A 15,622-nucleotide genomic window follows, 5' to 3' on the forward strand; every position below is an offset into this window, starting at 1 on the left:
TGCGCGGTTCAGCCCCCCAGCGGCTTGTCGGAATCGCCCGACAGCAATTTCGGAAACAGCTCCTTGAAGGCGAACTTGTCGTCGCCCTTGGCGCGCTCGAAGCGCAGTACGACGTCGAACCGGCTGCTCTCCCATTTGGTGGGCGGCTTGCCCTTGCTGACCGGGATCAGCGGCAGGATGTCGGCGATGATCGCCTTGTGCTCCCAGCACAGCAGCACGACGCCCTTCAGTGCCAGCACCGCTTGCATCAGCGCCGGCTCGTCACCCTTGCCGAACCCTACGTTCGGCGTCACGTCGCGACGCGCGGCAAGCGCCGAGATCGTCTCGGCCGGACGGCTGCTCGGTGGTTGATTGGGCACGGTTCCGGGCGTCGCGGCGTAGATCGCGTCAGGCTTGGCATAGTCGCCGACGGTGAGATCGGTGCCAAATAATGCCGTCCACGCGCCCGCACGCTGCCAGCCGCGGAGCACCAGCGACTCGGTATCGGACACACCGTCTGCGGTGAAGCCGGGCCCCGGCCAGGACTCGTCTGGCTTTTCGGCGTGACGGATGATGAAGAGCGTGAGCGCGTCCATGGCAGCCTCGCGGAATAGTTGCATGATTGGAAACGAATTCGGACAGGTTGATCCTATCCCCGATCAGGCCCCCGATTCATGAACAGCGTCACAATTTGCGAAAACTCGACCGGGACTGCGCGGGCGACACGCCGACATACCGACGGCCTCCGCCAGCATTGCAGCGTGTGGCGCTCGCCGACACGCTGCATGACGTGCGCGCCGCAAGCTGAAGTTCGATCCCGAGCTGCTCTATATCGGCGCCATGTTCCACGACATGGGCCTCACCGCCGAACATGCGAGCCCCGATCTGCGCTTCGAGGTCGACGGCGCCAACGCCGCACGCGACTTCCTCAAGGGCTACGGCGTCGCCGAACGCGACATCGAGGACGTCTGGGCCTCGATCGCGCTGCACACCACGCCCGGCATCCCCGAGCATATGCGTCCGACCGTCGCGCTGGTCACCGCCGGCGTCGAGATGGATGTGCTCGGCATCGCCTACGACGACTTCTCGCACGAGCACCGCGACCATGTCTGCGCGCATCATCCGCGCGAGGCGAACTTCAAGGAGAACATCATCGATCATTTCGCGGCCGGCACCATCAAGAAGCCGCTGACCACCTTCGGCAACGTCAAGGCCGACGTGCTGGCGCTGAAGGACATGAACTACACACGGGTGAACTTCTGCTCGATCATCCTCGGCTCGAAATGGCCGACGTGAAATTAGCCAGCCCGACCTGGCCCTCATCAACCGGGACGAAGCCATGCTCAATCCGCGAACAATGCCTGGACGTCCTCTTCCGTGAGCGCGGCGCCGATGCGTCCTTGCGAATCGAAAATGCTGTCGGCCAGCGCGCGCTTGCGGGCCTTGAGTTCGTCCATCTTCTCTTCGATCGTACCGGTAGCCACCAGCCGATAGACAAAAACGGCCTTGTCCTGCCCGATGCGATGAGCACGGTCGATCGCCTGCTCCTCGACCGCAGGATTCCACCAGGGATCGAAGATGATCACGGTGTCCGCGGCGGTCAGGTTGAGTCCGACACCACCGGCCTTCAGGCTGATCAGGAACAGGTCGGTGACGCCGTCCTGAAACTCCTCGATCGCGCGCCTGCGGTCCTTCGTTTCGCCGGTCAGCACGCTGTACCTGATGGCGAGCTCGTCGCAGCGCTTGCGGATCAATGCCAGCATGGAAGTGAACTGCGAGAATACGATGATCTTGCGCTTCTCGCTCAGGAGTTCTTCGATCATCTCCATCAGCCGATCGAGCTTTGCAGACGGACGCTTGACGCCGTCGTCGAGGTTGAGCAGCGCAGGATCGCAGCAGGCCTGACGCATCCTGAGAAGGGCTTCGAGCACAACGATATGGCTCTTGGCCAGGCCGCGTTCCCGGATCGCCTTGCGGACCTTCTCTGACATCGACAGACGGATGGCATCGTAGAGTTCCCGCTGGTTGCCTTCGAGAACGACCCTTTCGGTGAACTCGCTCTTCGGCGGCAACTCGGCGGCCACCTCGTGCTTGGTCCGCCGCAGCAAAAACGGGCGGATACGCTGCGTCAGCGCCCGTGCGCGTCCGACATCGGCACGCTTCTCGATCGGCGTCCGCCAGTTGCGCGCGAACGCCGCCCGATCGCCGAGATATCCCGGGATGGCAAAGCTCATGATCGACCAGAGTTCGCCGAGATGATTTTCCATCGGCGTGCCGGTCAGGCAGAAGCGATGCCGCGCACGGATGTCCTGGAGCCGCCGCGTCGTCACCGCGTTGGAATTCTTGACGGTCTGAGCCTCGTCCAGTACCGCGATGTGCCATTCACGCGCCAGCAGCACCTCGTGATCGCGTGCGATGAGCGGATAGGTCGTCAGAACAAGATCGTGATCGGCGATCGCTTCGAAGCTGTGCTTGCGGTCGGGGCCGTGCAGGACGAGAACCCTCAAGCCTGGCGTGAACTTGCGCGCCTCGTTGAACCAGTTGGTCATCAGGCTTGTGGGAGCGACGACGATCGCAGGATCCGTCAGATGACCGCGCGCCTTCTCCAGCGCCAGCAACGCCAAGATCTGGACGGTCTTGCCCAATCCCATGTCGTCCGCCAGCACGCCGCCCAAGCCGCTTTCCCTGAGCAGGTCGAGCCAAGCCACGCCCTGCGTCTGGTAATGCCTCAAGGCCGCATTGAAATCGGATGGCAGGACCGGATCAGGCAATCCGCGGGCGCCGAGCAACCCTGCCATGCGGCGAAGACTATCTGCTCCTCTAAAGACGAAGTGATCGGCTTCGAGACCGAGCAGCGGCACGATCTGTGCGCGCGACAGCCGGAACTTTCCCGAGGTAGCGACGAAGGTTCCGCTCAGAGTAAGGCCATGGAGCGCCAGTACGAGCGGAAGGAAGCGGTCGGCCGCCAGCGCCAGATAGCGGCCGTCAGCCAGCGGCAGGTAGACGCTATCGCCATCCTCCGCGAGTTGCTTGACCGTCTCGGGCGCAAATCCGGGTTGCGATACCAGCTCCGCCAGGAGCGGAGCAAGATCGCGGCGTTCGCCGTCGATCTCGATCCCGAGCGCAAGCTCGAACCAGTCGATACCGCTGCTCTCGAAGTCGGCATCGAACACCCCGGATGAGGTCGCGAGCCGGTACGGGAAATCGTCGTCGATGCGGATTTCGAGACCGGCCGCCTGCAAATTGGCCGCATCAACATTGAGGAAGTCGAGCCAATCGGTCGACTGCGCAAAGGTCAGATCATACGCATGCGCGACATCAAGCTGCAGGAAGGCCGATCTCACTTCGACCAGGCCGAGACTGGTTAGTCGTGCAGTCATCTCCTTCTCTTTGGCCTTGCGTCGCGTGACGACGTAGAGGATTCCGTCCCGGAACAGCTCCACCCGGTGGGCGCTTTCCGACCGTTCGATTTCGACCGGGCCGTAGCGGAAGCTGAGGCGGGCCACCGGCACGCGGTCGGGCGTACCGTCGCCATAGTAGTAGTAGGCATGAGCCGCCTTGCGCCCCGACATCAAACGAAGCACCGGCTTTGGGTCCGTGTCGATCTTGGTGGCGGCGGCCGGCGGCGCGGGCAACCAGCCGTGATCCAGGCTCGGCAACTTCTGGCCAAGGCGTTGCACGACTTGCGCGACATGGGCATACGGGATGGCTGGAGCCAACAGAAGCCGGCTGCTCAGCCGCTCCGGAAGATCCAACGTGATCGGCCCGATCAATCCGGCGCCGTCGTCGACGTAGACCGGCGGCTCGGCATTCAGCGCCGTTGCGCCCTCGACGATCAGCAGCGGAGCAATGCCGTCCCTGGTGACCTGACGCCACGCGATGCGACCGTTCCGCGGCTCGCCCCATTGCAGCGGCGCACCGCTGTGATCGCGCCAGAACGCCCGCCCCGTTGCGACGACCTGTTTCAGGACATCAGCCGAATAGGCGCGTCGGCCGAATGTATAGCCGGACCGAAACTCGCTGGACAGCCTGATAAGGATGTCGATGTCGGACTCGAGATAATATTTCGGCGCGCGATCGACGGAAAATTCGGCCAAAGATGGCCGCGATACTTTGCTGCCGAATTCGCCGCTCTTCAGGATTCTCACGGATACCAACGACACGTCCATGCAGGGAACGCCGACATCCGCCAACCCGGGCTGCAGGTAGTAGAGCAATCGCTGGGTGCCCTCGGGCGGATAGCCCACATCCCGCACCGACCGGCCGACGGTCTCGATCCATTCCGCGATTTGGTAGGGCAGTACCGCGTCAGGCCGCGACTGCCCGTTGCCCGCGGCGCTTCGCGGCTGCTGCGGTGCCATGCCGGTCTCCCGTACAGGCGAATGCAAGGCTTCAAAGAGCGTCGCGGCAACGTGCTTGCAGTTCACGGCCATTGGACAGGTGCAATCGCCGTCGACGTCGACCAGTCGATTGCCGTCGAACTCCAGCTCGATATCGACCTGATAGGGCTTGCGTTCGGTTCCGCGTACCTGCGCCTGCACGCGGGTGAGATCCGGACTGACCACCAACGCCGAGACACGGCCCTGAGCACGGTAGGCAAAGGCCTTGTCCACAGCCGACCGGCTGAAGAAGCCGAGGATGTCCTTCTGTTTCAGTCGCTCGGAAAGGTTCGGAACGTCGGGCATCAAGAATTGCGGTTTCCAGGAAAGTGGCGGCGCCGGGACAATCCACCATTAGCAGGCGGAATATGTCGGCCAAACGGCATCGACGCACGCCTGCCCTGCTTCCACACCTTCCTTTGTCGCCGGCCGCGGCACATTGCGGCCGGCGGACGCCCGCAGTCTAACTGCCTTGCGCCGGACCGCGGTCCGACCCAGGATCGCGACCGGCGGCCGCGAGCGCGAGCCTGGCAAGGTAGTGCGTCCAACCCCTGCTATGGCTCGCGCACTGCTCGGCGTTCGGCAGGCCGCTATGGGTCATCCGCAACAGCGTGCCGCGGTCCTTGCCGATCAAGTCGATCTCGATCAGGCTCGATCCCGGCGGCACTTCCGCACCGCCCTCCCAGCCGAAACTGTAGGCAAGACGATGGACCGGCACGACCTCGCGGAATGTGCCGCGCGCAGCCCGTGCAAGATCGCCGCCGACGCCCTTGAGCAGATAGAGCCCGTCCGGATGCAACTCGGTTTCCGCCTCGAGCCCCATCCAGCTCACGATCTTCTGCGGATCGGTCAGGAACGCGAACACGGTTGCCGGCGGTGCCGCGATCTGGATCTCGCGTTGAACGATGAAGGCTTCGGTCATCGATCTATCCTCCATTGACGGCCGTTTCCCAGGGATAACGCGTGACAAAAGTGGTGCGTCAACCTCATGATGAGGTGATGCGATTGTCCTCGACGCTGAGCTGGCTGGTCGACGCCGCCGCCGAGACCGCGGGCGCCAACCGGTTGCTGGCGGATCTGGGTTGCCACCTTATCACGGATGGCCTGCCGCTTGCCGGCGGCGCGCTGACGCTCGAAGTTCCGCACCCGCTGATCGCCCGGCGCACCTGGCTGTGGCGCGCCGGCAATGGCGAGGTGATCGAGGCGCTCGGGTTCGCGCCGGAACAACCTTTTGCGATGCCCGATATGGTCGGATCCGGCGAGGCCGGCCGGCGCTGGCTCAACAGCCTCGCGCCCGGCCCCATCCACGAGGACACAATTGGAACGCGACCGGATGGCCCGACCCTCGGCTGGATCGGGACACGCGCCTTCACGCCGGCCGAAGCGGATCAATTGCGCGAGGCGGCGCGCTTCACGGCCGCACCGCTCGCCGCGCTGGCGGCGCGCGCGACATTGACGGCGGCGCTTGAGGCCTATCTCGGCCGGCGCAGCGCGGCGCGCGTCCTGGCATCGCCATTGCGGCGCAACACCGGCGAAGCCATCAGGGCGGCGCTGCTGTTTGCCGATCTGCGCGGCTTCACCGCGCTCTCCGAAAGCCATCCGCCTGCCGAGGTGATCGCCGCGCTCGACGCCTGGTTCGACCGCATCGCCGGCGCGATCCACGCCTTCGGCGGTGAGGTGTTGAAATTCATCGGCGACGGGCTGCTCGCGATCTTTCCGGTCACGACGAGTGCGCGCAGCGCATGCGAGGCGGCATTGCGCGCGGTGTCGGCGGCCCGCGTCGGCATGGCGCATCTTGATACCGAGCGGCGCAAGCACGGCCTGCCGCCACTGCCATTCGGCGTGGCGCTGCATCTCGGCGAGGTGCATTGGGGCAATATCGGCGCAGCCGACCGCCTCGACTTCACCGCGATCGGCGCCGCGGTCAATCTGGTCAGCCGGCTGGAAGGCCTGTGCAAGCCGCTGGAGCAGACCGTGCTGGTCTCGGGCGCGCTCGCCGCCGAGACCGAGATGCCGTTGGTCGCGCTCGGCACCCATGAGCTGCGCGGCATCGCGCGGCCCTGCGCGGTCTTCACGCTGCCGGAGGGATGAGCCGGTCATCGGAACAGGCGCAACCACGGCGCCAGATGAAATGCGCTCATCAACGCGTACATCGGGACCATCCCCTGCAACGAGAGCGGCCCCTGCATGGCGCCGCAGATCATGTCGGCCGGCGCCAGCGCGGCCACCAGCGCCATCACCGCAAAGGTCGGCGCGGCCGCCAGCGACAGCCAGCGCGCGACCATGGCACCGCGGCCGCCGAACCGGCCTTTCAACCAATCCTCGTGTGTCTCGATTCCAGTCATCATTCGATCTCTCTGGAGATGATCCATGTCGTCATGTGCTAGGTTAGGACCGGGCCTCGGAGGGCGAGAGTGACAAGTGTGTCAGGATTCGAATGGACTCGCTGATTACCGCTGCGGCGCGCGCGCTCGCGGCGGGTGATCCCCTCGGCGCACTGAAACGGGTGGCCCTGCGCGACGATGCGCCGGCGCTGGCGCTGCGCGGCATCGCGATGGCCCGGCTCGGCGATTTCACCCGCGCCAAGGAGCTGTTGCGGCGCGCGGGCCGCGCCTTCGGTCCGCGTGAAGCCATCGCGCGAGCCCGCTGCGTGGTGGCCGAGGCGGAGATCGCACTGGTGTCGCGCGACCTTTCCTTTCCGAGAAAAAGCCTCGCGGCAGCGCGCGCGACGCTCGCGGCGCGTGGCGATGCGCTCAATGCTGCGCACGCCGGCTATCTCGAAATCCGCCGGCTGCTGCTGATCGGGAGCCTCGATGCGGCCGAGCGCATGCTTGATGACCTCGACCCGGCGCCCTTCCCGCCGGCGCTGCGGGTCGGCCACGAACTGGTTGTCGCCGGGATCGCAATGCGGCGGCTGCGGACGAGGCCGGCGCGGGAAGCGCTGGCACGGGCAAAGGATGCGGCGCGCCGCGCCGGTATCGCCGAGCTTGCAGCCGAAGTGGAGAGCACTGCGAACCTGCTCGCCACGCCGGCGGCGCGCCTGATCGCGCGCGGCCGCGAGCGGCCGCTGCTGCTCGAGGAGGTCGAGGCCCTGATGGCATCGAAAGCGCTCGTCGTCGATGCCTGCCGCTACGTCGTACGTGATTCCCGGACCACGGTCTCGCTGACGCGGCGGCCGGTGCTGTTCGCGCTCGCCCGTGCGCTCGGCGAAGCGTGGCCGCAGGACGTGCCGCGCGGCACGCTGATCGCACGCGCGTTTCGCGGCAAGCATGCCGATGAATCGCACCGTGCACGGCTGCGGGTCGAGATCGGACGGCTGCGCCGGGCCTTGCAGCCGCTCGCCGATCTCAGCGCGACACCCGACGGCTTTGTGCTCGAGCCGCATGGCCGCCGCGAGGTCACCGTGCTGGCGCTGCCGGTCGAGGAGGAGCATGCGGCGGTGCTGGCCTTCCTTGCCGACGGCGAGGCCTGGTCGAGCTCGGCGCTGTCGGTGGCGCTGGGGGCGAGCCAGCGCACCGTGCAGCGCGCGCTCGACGCTCTGGCCGCCACGGGCAAGGTGCAGTCGGTCGGCCGCGCCCGCGCAAGGCGCTGGATGACACCCCCGGTACCGGGATTCACGACGACGTTGTTACTCCCTGCCCCGCTGCCGAACGGCTAGCATCAGGCCGGAACCGGAGCGTTTCCAGCGAAGTGGATGGCCCTTCGCGCGAAGAAAACCCGTCAAGACAAGGCCCAGGAGTGCCGCATGAAGAAGTCCGAAGCCGAGATCATCCGGGAATATGCCTTCGAAGGCGTCGAGAGCGTGGGCGGCGTCAGCTTCGACGGTGAGCAGGTCTGGTTCGCGGCCGGTGGCCGGCTGGTCGCCTTCGATCCCGAAAGCGGCGGCACCACCCGTACCCTCGACATCGCGGCCCATGCCGGCACCGCCTTCGACGGCAAGCACCTCTATCAGATCGCCGAGGACCGCATCCTGAAGATCGAGCCGAACAGCGGACGCGTGGTGTCGACGATCCCCTCGCCCGGCGGCGGCCGTGACTCCGGTCTCGCCTGGGCGGAAGGTTCGCTGTGGGTCGGCCAGTATCGCGACCGCATGATCGTTCAGGTCGATCCGGAAACCGGCAAGGTTTTGCGCACCATCGAAAGCAACCGGTTCGTCACCGGCGTCTCCTGGGTCGATGGCGAACTCTGGCACGGCACTTGGGAAGAGGACCAGAGCGACGTGCGCCGGATCGATCCGCAGACCGGCGAGGTGATCGAACGGCTGGAGATGCCGCAAGCCGTGTTCGTCTCCGGACTCGAGTCCGACGGCAAGGACCGGTTCTTCTGCGGCAGCGGCTCGACCAACAACAAGGTGCGCGCCATCCGGCGGCCGAAGCGCAGCCGCGCGTGAAGCAAATGACTTCACGCGCGCACCGGACTTACGCCGGCGCGGGCACCGCCGATGGCCGCGCCGCCGGAATCGGCCGGAAAGTCATCATGATCAGGAACGCGCCGAGGCCGACGGCCCAGGAGCCGACATAGAGCCACGTATAACTCGCAAAGGTGTCGTAGATCAGGCCGCCGGCCAAGGGACCGGTCGCCATGCCGAGGCTGCCGGCCATCGCGGTACCGCCGATCACGGAGCCCATCATGCGCAGCGGGAAATTCTCGCGGATCAGCACGGAATACAGCGGCATGGTGCCGGCATAGATGAAGCCGAAGATTGCCGCGACCGCGTAGAACGCGGCCAGCTCGCGCACGAAGACATAGCCGAGCGCGCCGAACGCCTGCGCCAGCAGGCCCAGCACCAGCACGCGCTTGGCACCGAAACGGTCGCCGAGCAGGCCGAAGGCGATGCGGCCGCCCATCCCGGCGAGCCCTTCCACGCTGTAGATCGTCACCGCCGCGACCATCGGAATGCCGCAAGTGACCGCGTAGCTCACCGTGTGGATGATCGGTCCCGAATGGGTGGCGCAGCAGAAGAAATTGGTCGCGATCAGGATGATGAATTGCGGCGAGCGCAGCGCCTGCGCCAGCGACATCGACGGCTCACCGTTCGTGCTCGCCGCTTCAGCGTGGCCGCCTTGCAGCGCCGGCGGGCGGCGCACCAGGAACGAAACCGGGATCATGATCGCGCCGACCACGCCTGAGACGATCAGCATCGACGTCCGCCAGTCGTGGTGGGAGATCAGCCAGGCCGCGAGCGGCGACATCGTCATCGGCGCCATGCCCATGCCGGCCGACACCAGCGAGACGGCGAGACTTCGATGGGTGTCGAACCAGCCGGTGACGCAGGCCATCATCGGAGCGAAGATCGCGGCCGTTGCCGCGCCGACCAGCGCGCCGAAGAGAAACTGAAAAGCCAGCAGCGACGGTGCCTGGCTTGCCAGTGCGAGGCTTGCCGCTAGCACGACCGATCCGGTCAGCACCACCGGGAGCGGCCCGAAACGGTCGGACAGCGTGCCCCAGATCATGCTGGTGAAGGCCATTGCGAGGAAGCCGATCGTCATCGCGCTGGAGATGCCGGTCACCGACCAGCCGGTCTCCCGCGCCATCGGCTGCAGGAACACCGGCAGCGAGAACATGCCGCCGATCGCGACGCAGCCAAGCAGGCCGCCGGCCGCGACGATCACCCAGCGATAGGCCGAATTGGTCATTCCGGAACTCCCCATGCAGTGCGTTCTGGCTGAAAGACGAACGGACCGGGGTGGAACCGACAGCGGACGATCGCCCTGGCTCACTTTTTTTGCGGCCGTGGTGACCTCCAAGGGCAACTATCGCGATACCCGGGCTACCGTCAGCGATCAGCCAAACTGCATCCGGGCTGCGGCGCGATCACGCCGAGCGGCCGAACCTGCACCAGCTCGGTCCCTTGCGTCTTGGCGAGGAACGTGTTCATCGGTACGTGATGATCCCGGCCGAGCGTCACCAGCCCGGTCGGCGACGCAATGGTGAGCCCCGCCATCGCGTCGATGATGGCCTCCTTGTCGAGCTTGCCGGCCTTCTCGGCCGCCGCCTTGAGTGCGATCATCGCTTCGTCCTGATCTCCGGCTGACGGGCGAACCGGTGTTGCACCCGGTCTGCTCCGACAATCGCTACCACGCGCGCGTGTTCATGACGCCGCCATGGCCCGAGATCTACGTTACCGACGCGGAGCGACGGCACGGCTTCGAGGGCGCGACGGCCGAGTATCAGCGGCTGATGGAGACGCTTCCCATGCTCGGCTACGACGTCATCGACCTGCCGAAGATATCGCCATCCGCGCGCGCCGATTTCCTGCTTGCGACGCTCGGTGATGTCACCCCGCCTGTAGCCTGATCAGGCCGTCACTCCGCGGCCCCACGATGCGTGAACGCCCTGCTCGACGTCGAGCTGCAAGCGAAACCATCGCCTCAGAACGACGTCCCGCCGCCGAACCTGAATTCCTGCACAATGTCGTACTTGCCTTTCGTGATCGGCACGGCGTAGTCGAAGCGCAGCGGACCGAAGGGCGACGCCCAGATCAGGCCGACACCCACCGAGGTTCGTACCACGTTGTTGTCGTCGTATTGCAAGCCGCAGGTCGGGCACGCCGGCGTGTTGACCTCGCCGGTCGCGGTCCACGACGTCGGTCCTTCGTAGCCCCAGAGCGAGCCGGCATCGGCGTAGACCGCCCCCTTCAGCCCAACCTCCGAGGGCAGGAACCAGAACGGCATCTGCAGCTCTAACGAGGCGCCCCAGTACTTGGTGCCGCCGAGCGCATCGCCGACCGCCCCGAAACTCGCATAAGTGATGTCACGCGGCCCGATGCCGTTGGTGGCAAAGCCGCGCACGAGGTTCGGCCCCATCTGGAAATGATCCAGCATACGCAGATCGTTGTCGCCGACCTTGGTGAGCACGCCGCCCTGCAGATGGATCAGGCCGATGAGGTCGGACACCAGCGGCGTGTAGTATTTCGCATCGACCGCACTCTTCAGATACGTCACGTCGCCGCCGACGCCGGCAAAATCCTGCTTGAAGTCGATCAGCAGGCCGTCGGTCGGGTTCTTGTTGTTGTCGAGCGTGTTGTAGGTCAGCGTATAGCCGATCTGCGAGGTCCAGGTCGCGCCCGCAGCCAGCTCCTTGCGCACGGGCAAGGTGGATTCGCCGTCGCCGTAGCAACCATATCCATAGAGTCCTGATGAGACCGAGTTGGTCGGATCGACGCCGCCGAGCACATCCTTGATGTAAGCAGGCGTCGGATTGAACGCGAGCGATGTGTTGGAGGCATTGTTGTTGCAGTTGTTATAGGCGCTATCGAGCGAGACTTCCTGCTGATAGAGCGAATAGCGCAGCTGGAGCGTCAGGTCCTCGCGCAAGGCGAGACCCAGCCGCGGCGCGAACCCGATCGTCTTCACGCCATAGGTCGTGTAGTCGGTCGGCAGCTGCTCCTTGTAATACGCATCGAGCCCGAGCGCGACGCGGTAGTCGAGCAGATACGGCTCGACAAAGGAGAGCGACAGGCCGCGCGAATACTGGCCATAGCTGACTGTCGCCTTCGCGAACAGGCCGCGGCCGAGCAAATTGCTTTCGGAGACGCTGACCTCGGCGAGTGCGCCGTCGGTCGTCGAGTAACCGCCCGAGACCGAGAAGTCGCCGGTCGACTTCTCCTCCAGATCGACGATCAGGATCACCCGATCGCTCGATGAGCCGGGCTCGGTGGTGATCTTGACCGTCTTGAAGTAGTCCAGATTCTTCAGCCGCCGCTCGGCACGATCGACCAGCGCACGGTTATACGCATCGCCCTCGGAGAGATCGAACTCGCGCCGGATCACGTAATCGCGCGTGCGGCCGTTGCCGCGAATGTCGATCCGCTCGATATAGGTGCGCGGCCCCTCCTCCACGCGGAACGTGATTCCCACCGTGTGGGCCTCGAAGTTCCGGTCGCCGTCCGGACGGACCACCGCGAAGGCGTAGCCGCGGCGCGACGCTTCGATCTGCATATCCTCGACCGACTTCTCGATCGCTTCGACATTGTACAGCGAGCCTTCGCTGACCCGCGAAAGCGAACGCAGGATGCCCGGATCGAAGCCCGCAACAGTCGAGCGGAAGCTCACCGTCGCAACGCGGTACTGCTGCCCCTCATCGATCTTGAACGTGACCTGAAAACCCTTGCTCTCGCGGTCATATTCGGCGAGCGCGGCCACCACCTGCACGTCCGCATAGCCATGCTTCAGGTAGAAGCGGCGGATCAAGTCGCGGTCGGCCTCGACACGGTCGGGGTCATAGATGTTGGCGCTGCCGAGAAAGCTCAGAAAGTTCGTTTCATGGGTCTTGACCACATCCTTCAGGCGCGCGGCCGTGAAGGCGTTGTTGCCCATGAACTCGATGGTCTTGATACCGGTCTTGGCGCCTTCGTCGACGGTGAAGACGAGGTCGACGCGGTTGTTCGAGCGCTCGATGATCTCGGGCGTGACGCGCACGTCGTAGCGGCCCGAGTGGCGGTAGATCTCGGCGATCCGCAGCGCATCCGACTGCACCATTGGTCGCGACAGCGTGCCTCGCGGCTTGGATTGCACTTCGGCCGAGAGCTGCTCGTCCTTGACTTTCTTGTTGCCTTCGAACGCGACGCGGTCGATCACCGGGTTCTCGACGACCGAGACCACGATCCGTCCGCCCGTGTGATTGATCTTGACGTCCTGGAACAACCCGGTCCCGACCAGCTCCTTGAGCCCATCGTCGATAGCAGCCTGATCGAGATGACCGCCCGGCCCCGGCCTGAAATAGGAGCGGATGGTCTCCGCCTCGACCCGCCGATTGCCTTCGATCGCGATCGCATCGACCGATTGGGCCGCCACCGGCGCCAACAACAGCCAAGTGACTGGCCAAGTCACCGGCCAGACCACTGACGTCGCCGGGATCGAGAATCCCGTCAGCACAATCGCCGCGACAAAGCTTCGCCACGTCTTCATTCCACACCTCGCGAACAAGCCACCCATTGTGACGGGATCGTGATGGCTGCGGTGTGGCTGCTGGATTGCGGGATTATTTCCAGTGATTGGGGACTGTGAGCGTTGTACGACGCAGCCCCGGTCCCGGTTTTGTTTCCGGCCGCGAGCGCTGCTTACAGCCCAGAAACACTATGCTTACGAAAAGGCGCAATGCCGCCCACAAGCGATGCGCATGCTGGTCGATTGGTGGCTAAGCCAGCGCGCTGCAATGCGCGCAAATGCCCTGATGACGAGGTCCAGTCGCAAACCATGCTCGCACATACGCCAAAAATCCTGGTCGTCGAGGACGATCTGCCGACCAGAGACTTGATTGCCCGTTACCTGCGCGACCAATCGTGCCTGGTGGCCACCGCCTCGAACGGCAAGGAAATGGATCGTTACCTTGCCGGACACTCCCTCGATCTCGTCGTGCTCGACCTGATGCTGCCGGGAGAGGACGGACTGACGCTGTGCCGGCGCCTTCGCAGCGACTCGACGATTCCGATCATCATGCTCACGGCGAAGGGCGAAGACCTTGACCGGATCCTCGGGCTCGAGATGGGGGCGGACGACTATCTCGCCAAACCCTTCAATCCGCGCGAGTTGCTGGCGCGGATCAACGCGGTGCTGCGCCGCCAGGCCCAGGCCGGTCTTGCCGGACGCTCCGGCCAGAGCGCCGCGCGCCTGCGCTTCCAGGATTGGACCATCGATCTTCGCCTGCGCGAACTGCGCGATCCCGACGGCGCCCAGGTCCCGCTGACCAGCGCCGAGTTCGACCTGCTGCAGGCGTTCTGCGAACGGCCCGGCCGGATCCTAACGCGGGATGGCCTCCTGACCATGACGCGCAGCCGGCCGGCCAGCCCATTCGGGCGCAGCATCGACGTGCTCGTCAGCCGGCTTCGCCGCAAGCTCGATATCGGCGAAGGACCGTCGGTGATCAGGACGGTGCGCACCGGCGGCTACATCTTCACGCCGCATGTGGAGGATGCATGAGCTGGACCCGCAGGATTGCCGCGCTCTTCAGCTTCCGCCGGATCAGCGGCCAGATCGCCGCGCTGGTCCTGTTTTCGCTGGTGTTGATCCATGCGCTGATCGGGCTTTATTTCACCAGCCAGAAACCGAGATCGTTTGCGAACAGGCCGATCCGTCAGTTCCAGCTGGTTGCAAGGCTTCTCGCGGAGGCCCCTGCGGCCGAACGCGCAGCGCTGTTGCAGGCTGCCGACCGGGCGTTTCCCCGGCTGCATTTCACATTGCGCGACGCAGCTCCAGGCTTGTCCGGCGATGCTTCGTCCGAGGTGCCGGGCGTCGACGATGTCGATGAGCTTTCGTCGAAGACCACGCCGGCGGCGGTACGGTTGCCGGACGGGGCCCTGTTCGAAGCGACGATCGGGCCGACGAAAATGCCGCCCTTCTTCGGCGTGTTCTGGGTCAGCACATTCCTGTTCCTGTTCGTCAGCGTCACGCTGCTCGGCGTGTGGGCCGGCCGCGCGCTCAGTGCTCCGCTCTCGGCATTTGCCCGCGCCGCCGAGAATTTCAGCATCAGCCAGGCGGCCGCTCCGCTTGCCGAGACCGGCCCGGAGGAGATCCGCGCCGCCGCAGTCGCTCTCAATCGGATGCGCGAGCGCATCACCACGCTGATGAATGATCGCACGCGCATGCTCGCCGCCATCAGTCACGATTTGCGAACGCCGATCACCCGGCTGCGGCTCAGATCCGAATACATCGAGAACGACGCCCAGCGCGCGGAGACTTTGCACGACCTCGACCAGATGCAGGCCATGCTGGAATCGGTGCTGTCATTCCTGAGCGGCGGCAGCGCGGCGAAGCCGACCCTCGTGAACATGGCCGCCCTGCTGCAGACGATCAGCGAGCAGTTCTCCGATTGCGGCCACGTCGTGCGCTACCACGGTCCGCTCAGGGCTTCGCTGTTGATCCGCCCCAGCGATATCAGCCGGACCGTGACGAACCTGGTGGAGAATGCGCTGCGGTTCGGCAGCGAGGTCGATATCCGGCTGACCGCATCCGCCGATCACGCCACCATCGACGTATCGGACGACGGCCCGGGGATTCCGGAGCACCGCCGGGCCGAGATGTTGAAGCCCTTCGTCCGCGGCGACGAGGCCCGCACCATGGACGAGAAGAGCGGCTTCGGGCTCGACCTTTCGATCGCTCAGGCCATGGTATGCGGCCACGGTGGCGAGCTGTCCTTGCACGACAATACGCCGCACGGCCTACTCGTCCGCATCGAACTGCCAGCGGCCGTGCATCTTGGATCGGATCGAAGCGGGGCAAGCCCGTCTCGTGCCGCGCTTCGCGAACTCGTTTCCGATTAGACCG

Annotated in this window: 12 protein-coding genes and 2 pseudogenes; 7 read left to right on the forward strand and 7 right to left on the reverse strand. The window is 65.3% G+C overall.

Features of this window, described 5'->3' with window-relative positions:
• Window positions 1-8: 8 nt before the first annotated feature.
• Window positions 9-575 (reverse strand): histidine phosphatase family protein, encoded by a 567-nt coding sequence (locus tag ACVW1C_RS03220; protein WP_456757144.1) that lies wholly within the window; start codon window positions 573-575, stop codon window positions 9-11.
• Window positions 576-774: 199 nt separating this feature from the next.
• Here ACVW1C_RS03220 and ACVW1C_RS03225 point away from each other — a divergent pair.
• A pseudogene (locus tag ACVW1C_RS03225) lies at window positions 775-1,275 on the forward strand (HD domain-containing protein); the annotation flags it as partial.
• Between the two features lie 47 nt (window positions 1,276-1,322).
• Here ACVW1C_RS03225 and ACVW1C_RS03230 read toward each other — a convergent pair.
• Both ACVW1C_RS03230 and ACVW1C_RS03235 read right to left on the reverse strand, forming a co-directional pair.
• Window positions 1,323-4,664, reverse strand: coding sequence for a DEAD/DEAH box helicase (locus ACVW1C_RS03230; RefSeq protein WP_456757145.1), 3,342 nt, complete (start codon window positions 4,662-4,664; stop codon window positions 1,323-1,325).
• Window positions 4,665-4,821: 157 nt separating this feature from the next.
• Window positions 4,822-5,280, reverse strand: a complete 459-nt coding sequence (locus ACVW1C_RS03235; protein WP_456757146.1) for an SRPBCC family protein — start codon at window positions 5,278-5,280, stop codon at window positions 4,822-4,824.
• Between the two features lie 77 nt (window positions 5,281-5,357).
• Between ACVW1C_RS03235 and ACVW1C_RS03240 the strand changes: the two genes are divergently transcribed.
• Window positions 5,358-6,449, forward strand: coding sequence for an adenylate/guanylate cyclase domain-containing protein (locus ACVW1C_RS03240; protein WP_456757147.1), 1,092 nt, complete (start codon window positions 5,358-5,360; stop codon window positions 6,447-6,449).
• A gap of 5 nt (window positions 6,450-6,454) precedes the next feature.
• Here ACVW1C_RS03240 and ACVW1C_RS03245 read toward each other — a convergent pair whose 3' ends face one another.
• The gene (locus ACVW1C_RS03245) at window positions 6,455-6,643 is read right to left on the reverse strand and encodes a hypothetical protein (RefSeq protein WP_229172537.1); all 189 of its coding nucleotides are present in this window, start codon (window positions 6,641-6,643) and stop codon (window positions 6,455-6,457) included.
• Window positions 6,644-6,795: 152 nt separating this feature from the next.
• Between ACVW1C_RS03245 and ACVW1C_RS03250 the strand changes: the two genes are divergently transcribed.
• Both ACVW1C_RS03250 and ACVW1C_RS03255 read left to right on the forward strand, forming a co-directional pair.
• Complete coding sequence (locus tag ACVW1C_RS03250) at window positions 6,796-8,016, forward strand: helix-turn-helix domain-containing protein (RefSeq protein ID WP_456757148.1); 1,221 nt, start codon at window positions 6,796-6,798, stop codon at window positions 8,014-8,016.
• Between the two features lie 87 nt (window positions 8,017-8,103).
• Window positions 8,104-8,748, forward strand: coding sequence for a Vgb family protein (locus tag ACVW1C_RS03255; RefSeq protein ID WP_456757149.1), 645 nt, complete (start codon window positions 8,104-8,106; stop codon window positions 8,746-8,748).
• Between the two features lie 28 nt (window positions 8,749-8,776).
• On the opposite strand, the gene ACVW1C_RS03260 is transcribed toward ACVW1C_RS03255, so the two are convergent.
• Together ACVW1C_RS03260 and ACVW1C_RS03265 are read right to left on the reverse strand one after the other, a co-directional pair.
• Window positions 8,777-9,994 (reverse strand): MFS transporter, encoded by a 1,218-nt coding sequence (locus ACVW1C_RS03260; protein WP_456757150.1) that lies wholly within the window; start codon window positions 9,992-9,994, stop codon window positions 8,777-8,779.
• Window positions 9,995-10,134: 140 nt separating this feature from the next.
• Window positions 10,135-10,368, reverse strand: coding sequence for a hypothetical protein (locus ACVW1C_RS03265; RefSeq protein WP_456757151.1), 234 nt, complete (start codon window positions 10,366-10,368; stop codon window positions 10,135-10,137).
• Window positions 10,369-10,388: 20 nt separating this feature from the next.
• On the opposite strand from ACVW1C_RS03265, the pseudogene ACVW1C_RS03270 reads away from it, so the two are divergent.
• A pseudogene (locus tag ACVW1C_RS03270) lies at window positions 10,389-10,655 on the forward strand (AAA family ATPase); the annotation flags it as partial.
• A gap of 74 nt (window positions 10,656-10,729) precedes the next feature.
• Here the strand turns inward: ACVW1C_RS03270 and bamA are convergent.
• Entirely contained in the window at window positions 10,730-13,267 is a 2,538-nt protein-coding gene (gene bamA / locus ACVW1C_RS03275) for an outer membrane protein assembly factor BamA (protein ID WP_456757152.1), read from the reverse strand.
• A gap of 288 nt (window positions 13,268-13,555) precedes the next feature.
• On the opposite strand from bamA, the gene ACVW1C_RS03280 reads away from it, so the two are divergent.
• Complete coding sequence (locus ACVW1C_RS03280; protein WP_456762988.1) at window positions 13,556-14,278, forward strand: response regulator; 723 nt, start codon at window positions 13,556-13,558, stop codon at window positions 14,276-14,278.
• Window positions 14,275-15,618 (forward strand): ATP-binding protein, encoded by a 1,344-nt coding sequence (locus tag ACVW1C_RS03285; RefSeq protein WP_456757153.1) that lies wholly within the window; start codon window positions 14,275-14,277, stop codon window positions 15,616-15,618. The genes ACVW1C_RS03280 and ACVW1C_RS03285 overlap by 4 nt, the downstream gene beginning before the upstream one ends.
• Window positions 15,619-15,622: the final 4 nt, after the last annotated feature.

Source organism: Bradyrhizobium sp. USDA 4011 (assembly GCF_054063415.1).

Coding starts and splice junctions, on each gene's coding strand:
- bamA (WP_456757152.1), bottom strand. CDS start 13,267: ATGAAGACGTGGCGAAGCTTTGTCGCGGCGATTGTGCTGACGGGATTC.
- ACVW1C_RS03265 (WP_456757151.1), bottom strand. CDS start 10,368: ATGATCGCACTCAAGGCGGCGGCCGAGAAGGCCGGCAAGCTCGACAAG.
- ACVW1C_RS03285 (WP_456757153.1), top strand. CDS start 14,275: ATGAGCTGGACCCGCAGGATTGCCGCGCTCTTCAGCTTCCGCCGGATC.
- ACVW1C_RS03280 (WP_456762988.1), top strand. CDS start 13,556: ATGCTCGCACATACGCCAAAAATCCTGGTCGTCGAGGACGATCTGCCG.
- ACVW1C_RS03255 (WP_456757149.1), top strand. CDS start 8,104: ATGAAGAAGTCCGAAGCCGAGATCATCCGGGAATATGCCTTCGAAGGC.
- ACVW1C_RS03250 (WP_456757148.1), top strand. CDS start 6,796: ATGGACTCGCTGATTACCGCTGCGGCGCGCGCGCTCGCGGCGGGTGAT.
- ACVW1C_RS03260 (WP_456757150.1), bottom strand. CDS start 9,994: ATGACCAATTCGGCCTATCGCTGGGTGATCGTCGCGGCCGGCGGCCTG.
- ACVW1C_RS03230 (WP_456757145.1), bottom strand. CDS start 4,664: ATGCCCGACGTTCCGAACCTTTCCGAGCGACTGAAACAGAAGGACATC.
- ACVW1C_RS03245 (WP_229172537.1), bottom strand. CDS start 6,643: ATGGTCGCGCGCTGGCTGTCGCTGGCGGCCGCGCCGACCTTTGCGGTG.
- ACVW1C_RS03235 (WP_456757146.1), bottom strand. CDS start 5,280: ATGACCGAAGCCTTCATCGTTCAACGCGAGATCCAGATCGCGGCACCG.
- ACVW1C_RS03240 (WP_456757147.1), top strand. CDS start 5,358: ATGCGATTGTCCTCGACGCTGAGCTGGCTGGTCGACGCCGCCGCCGAG.
- ACVW1C_RS03220 (WP_456757144.1), bottom strand. CDS start 575: ATGGACGCGCTCACGCTCTTCATCATCCGTCACGCCGAAAAGCCAGAC.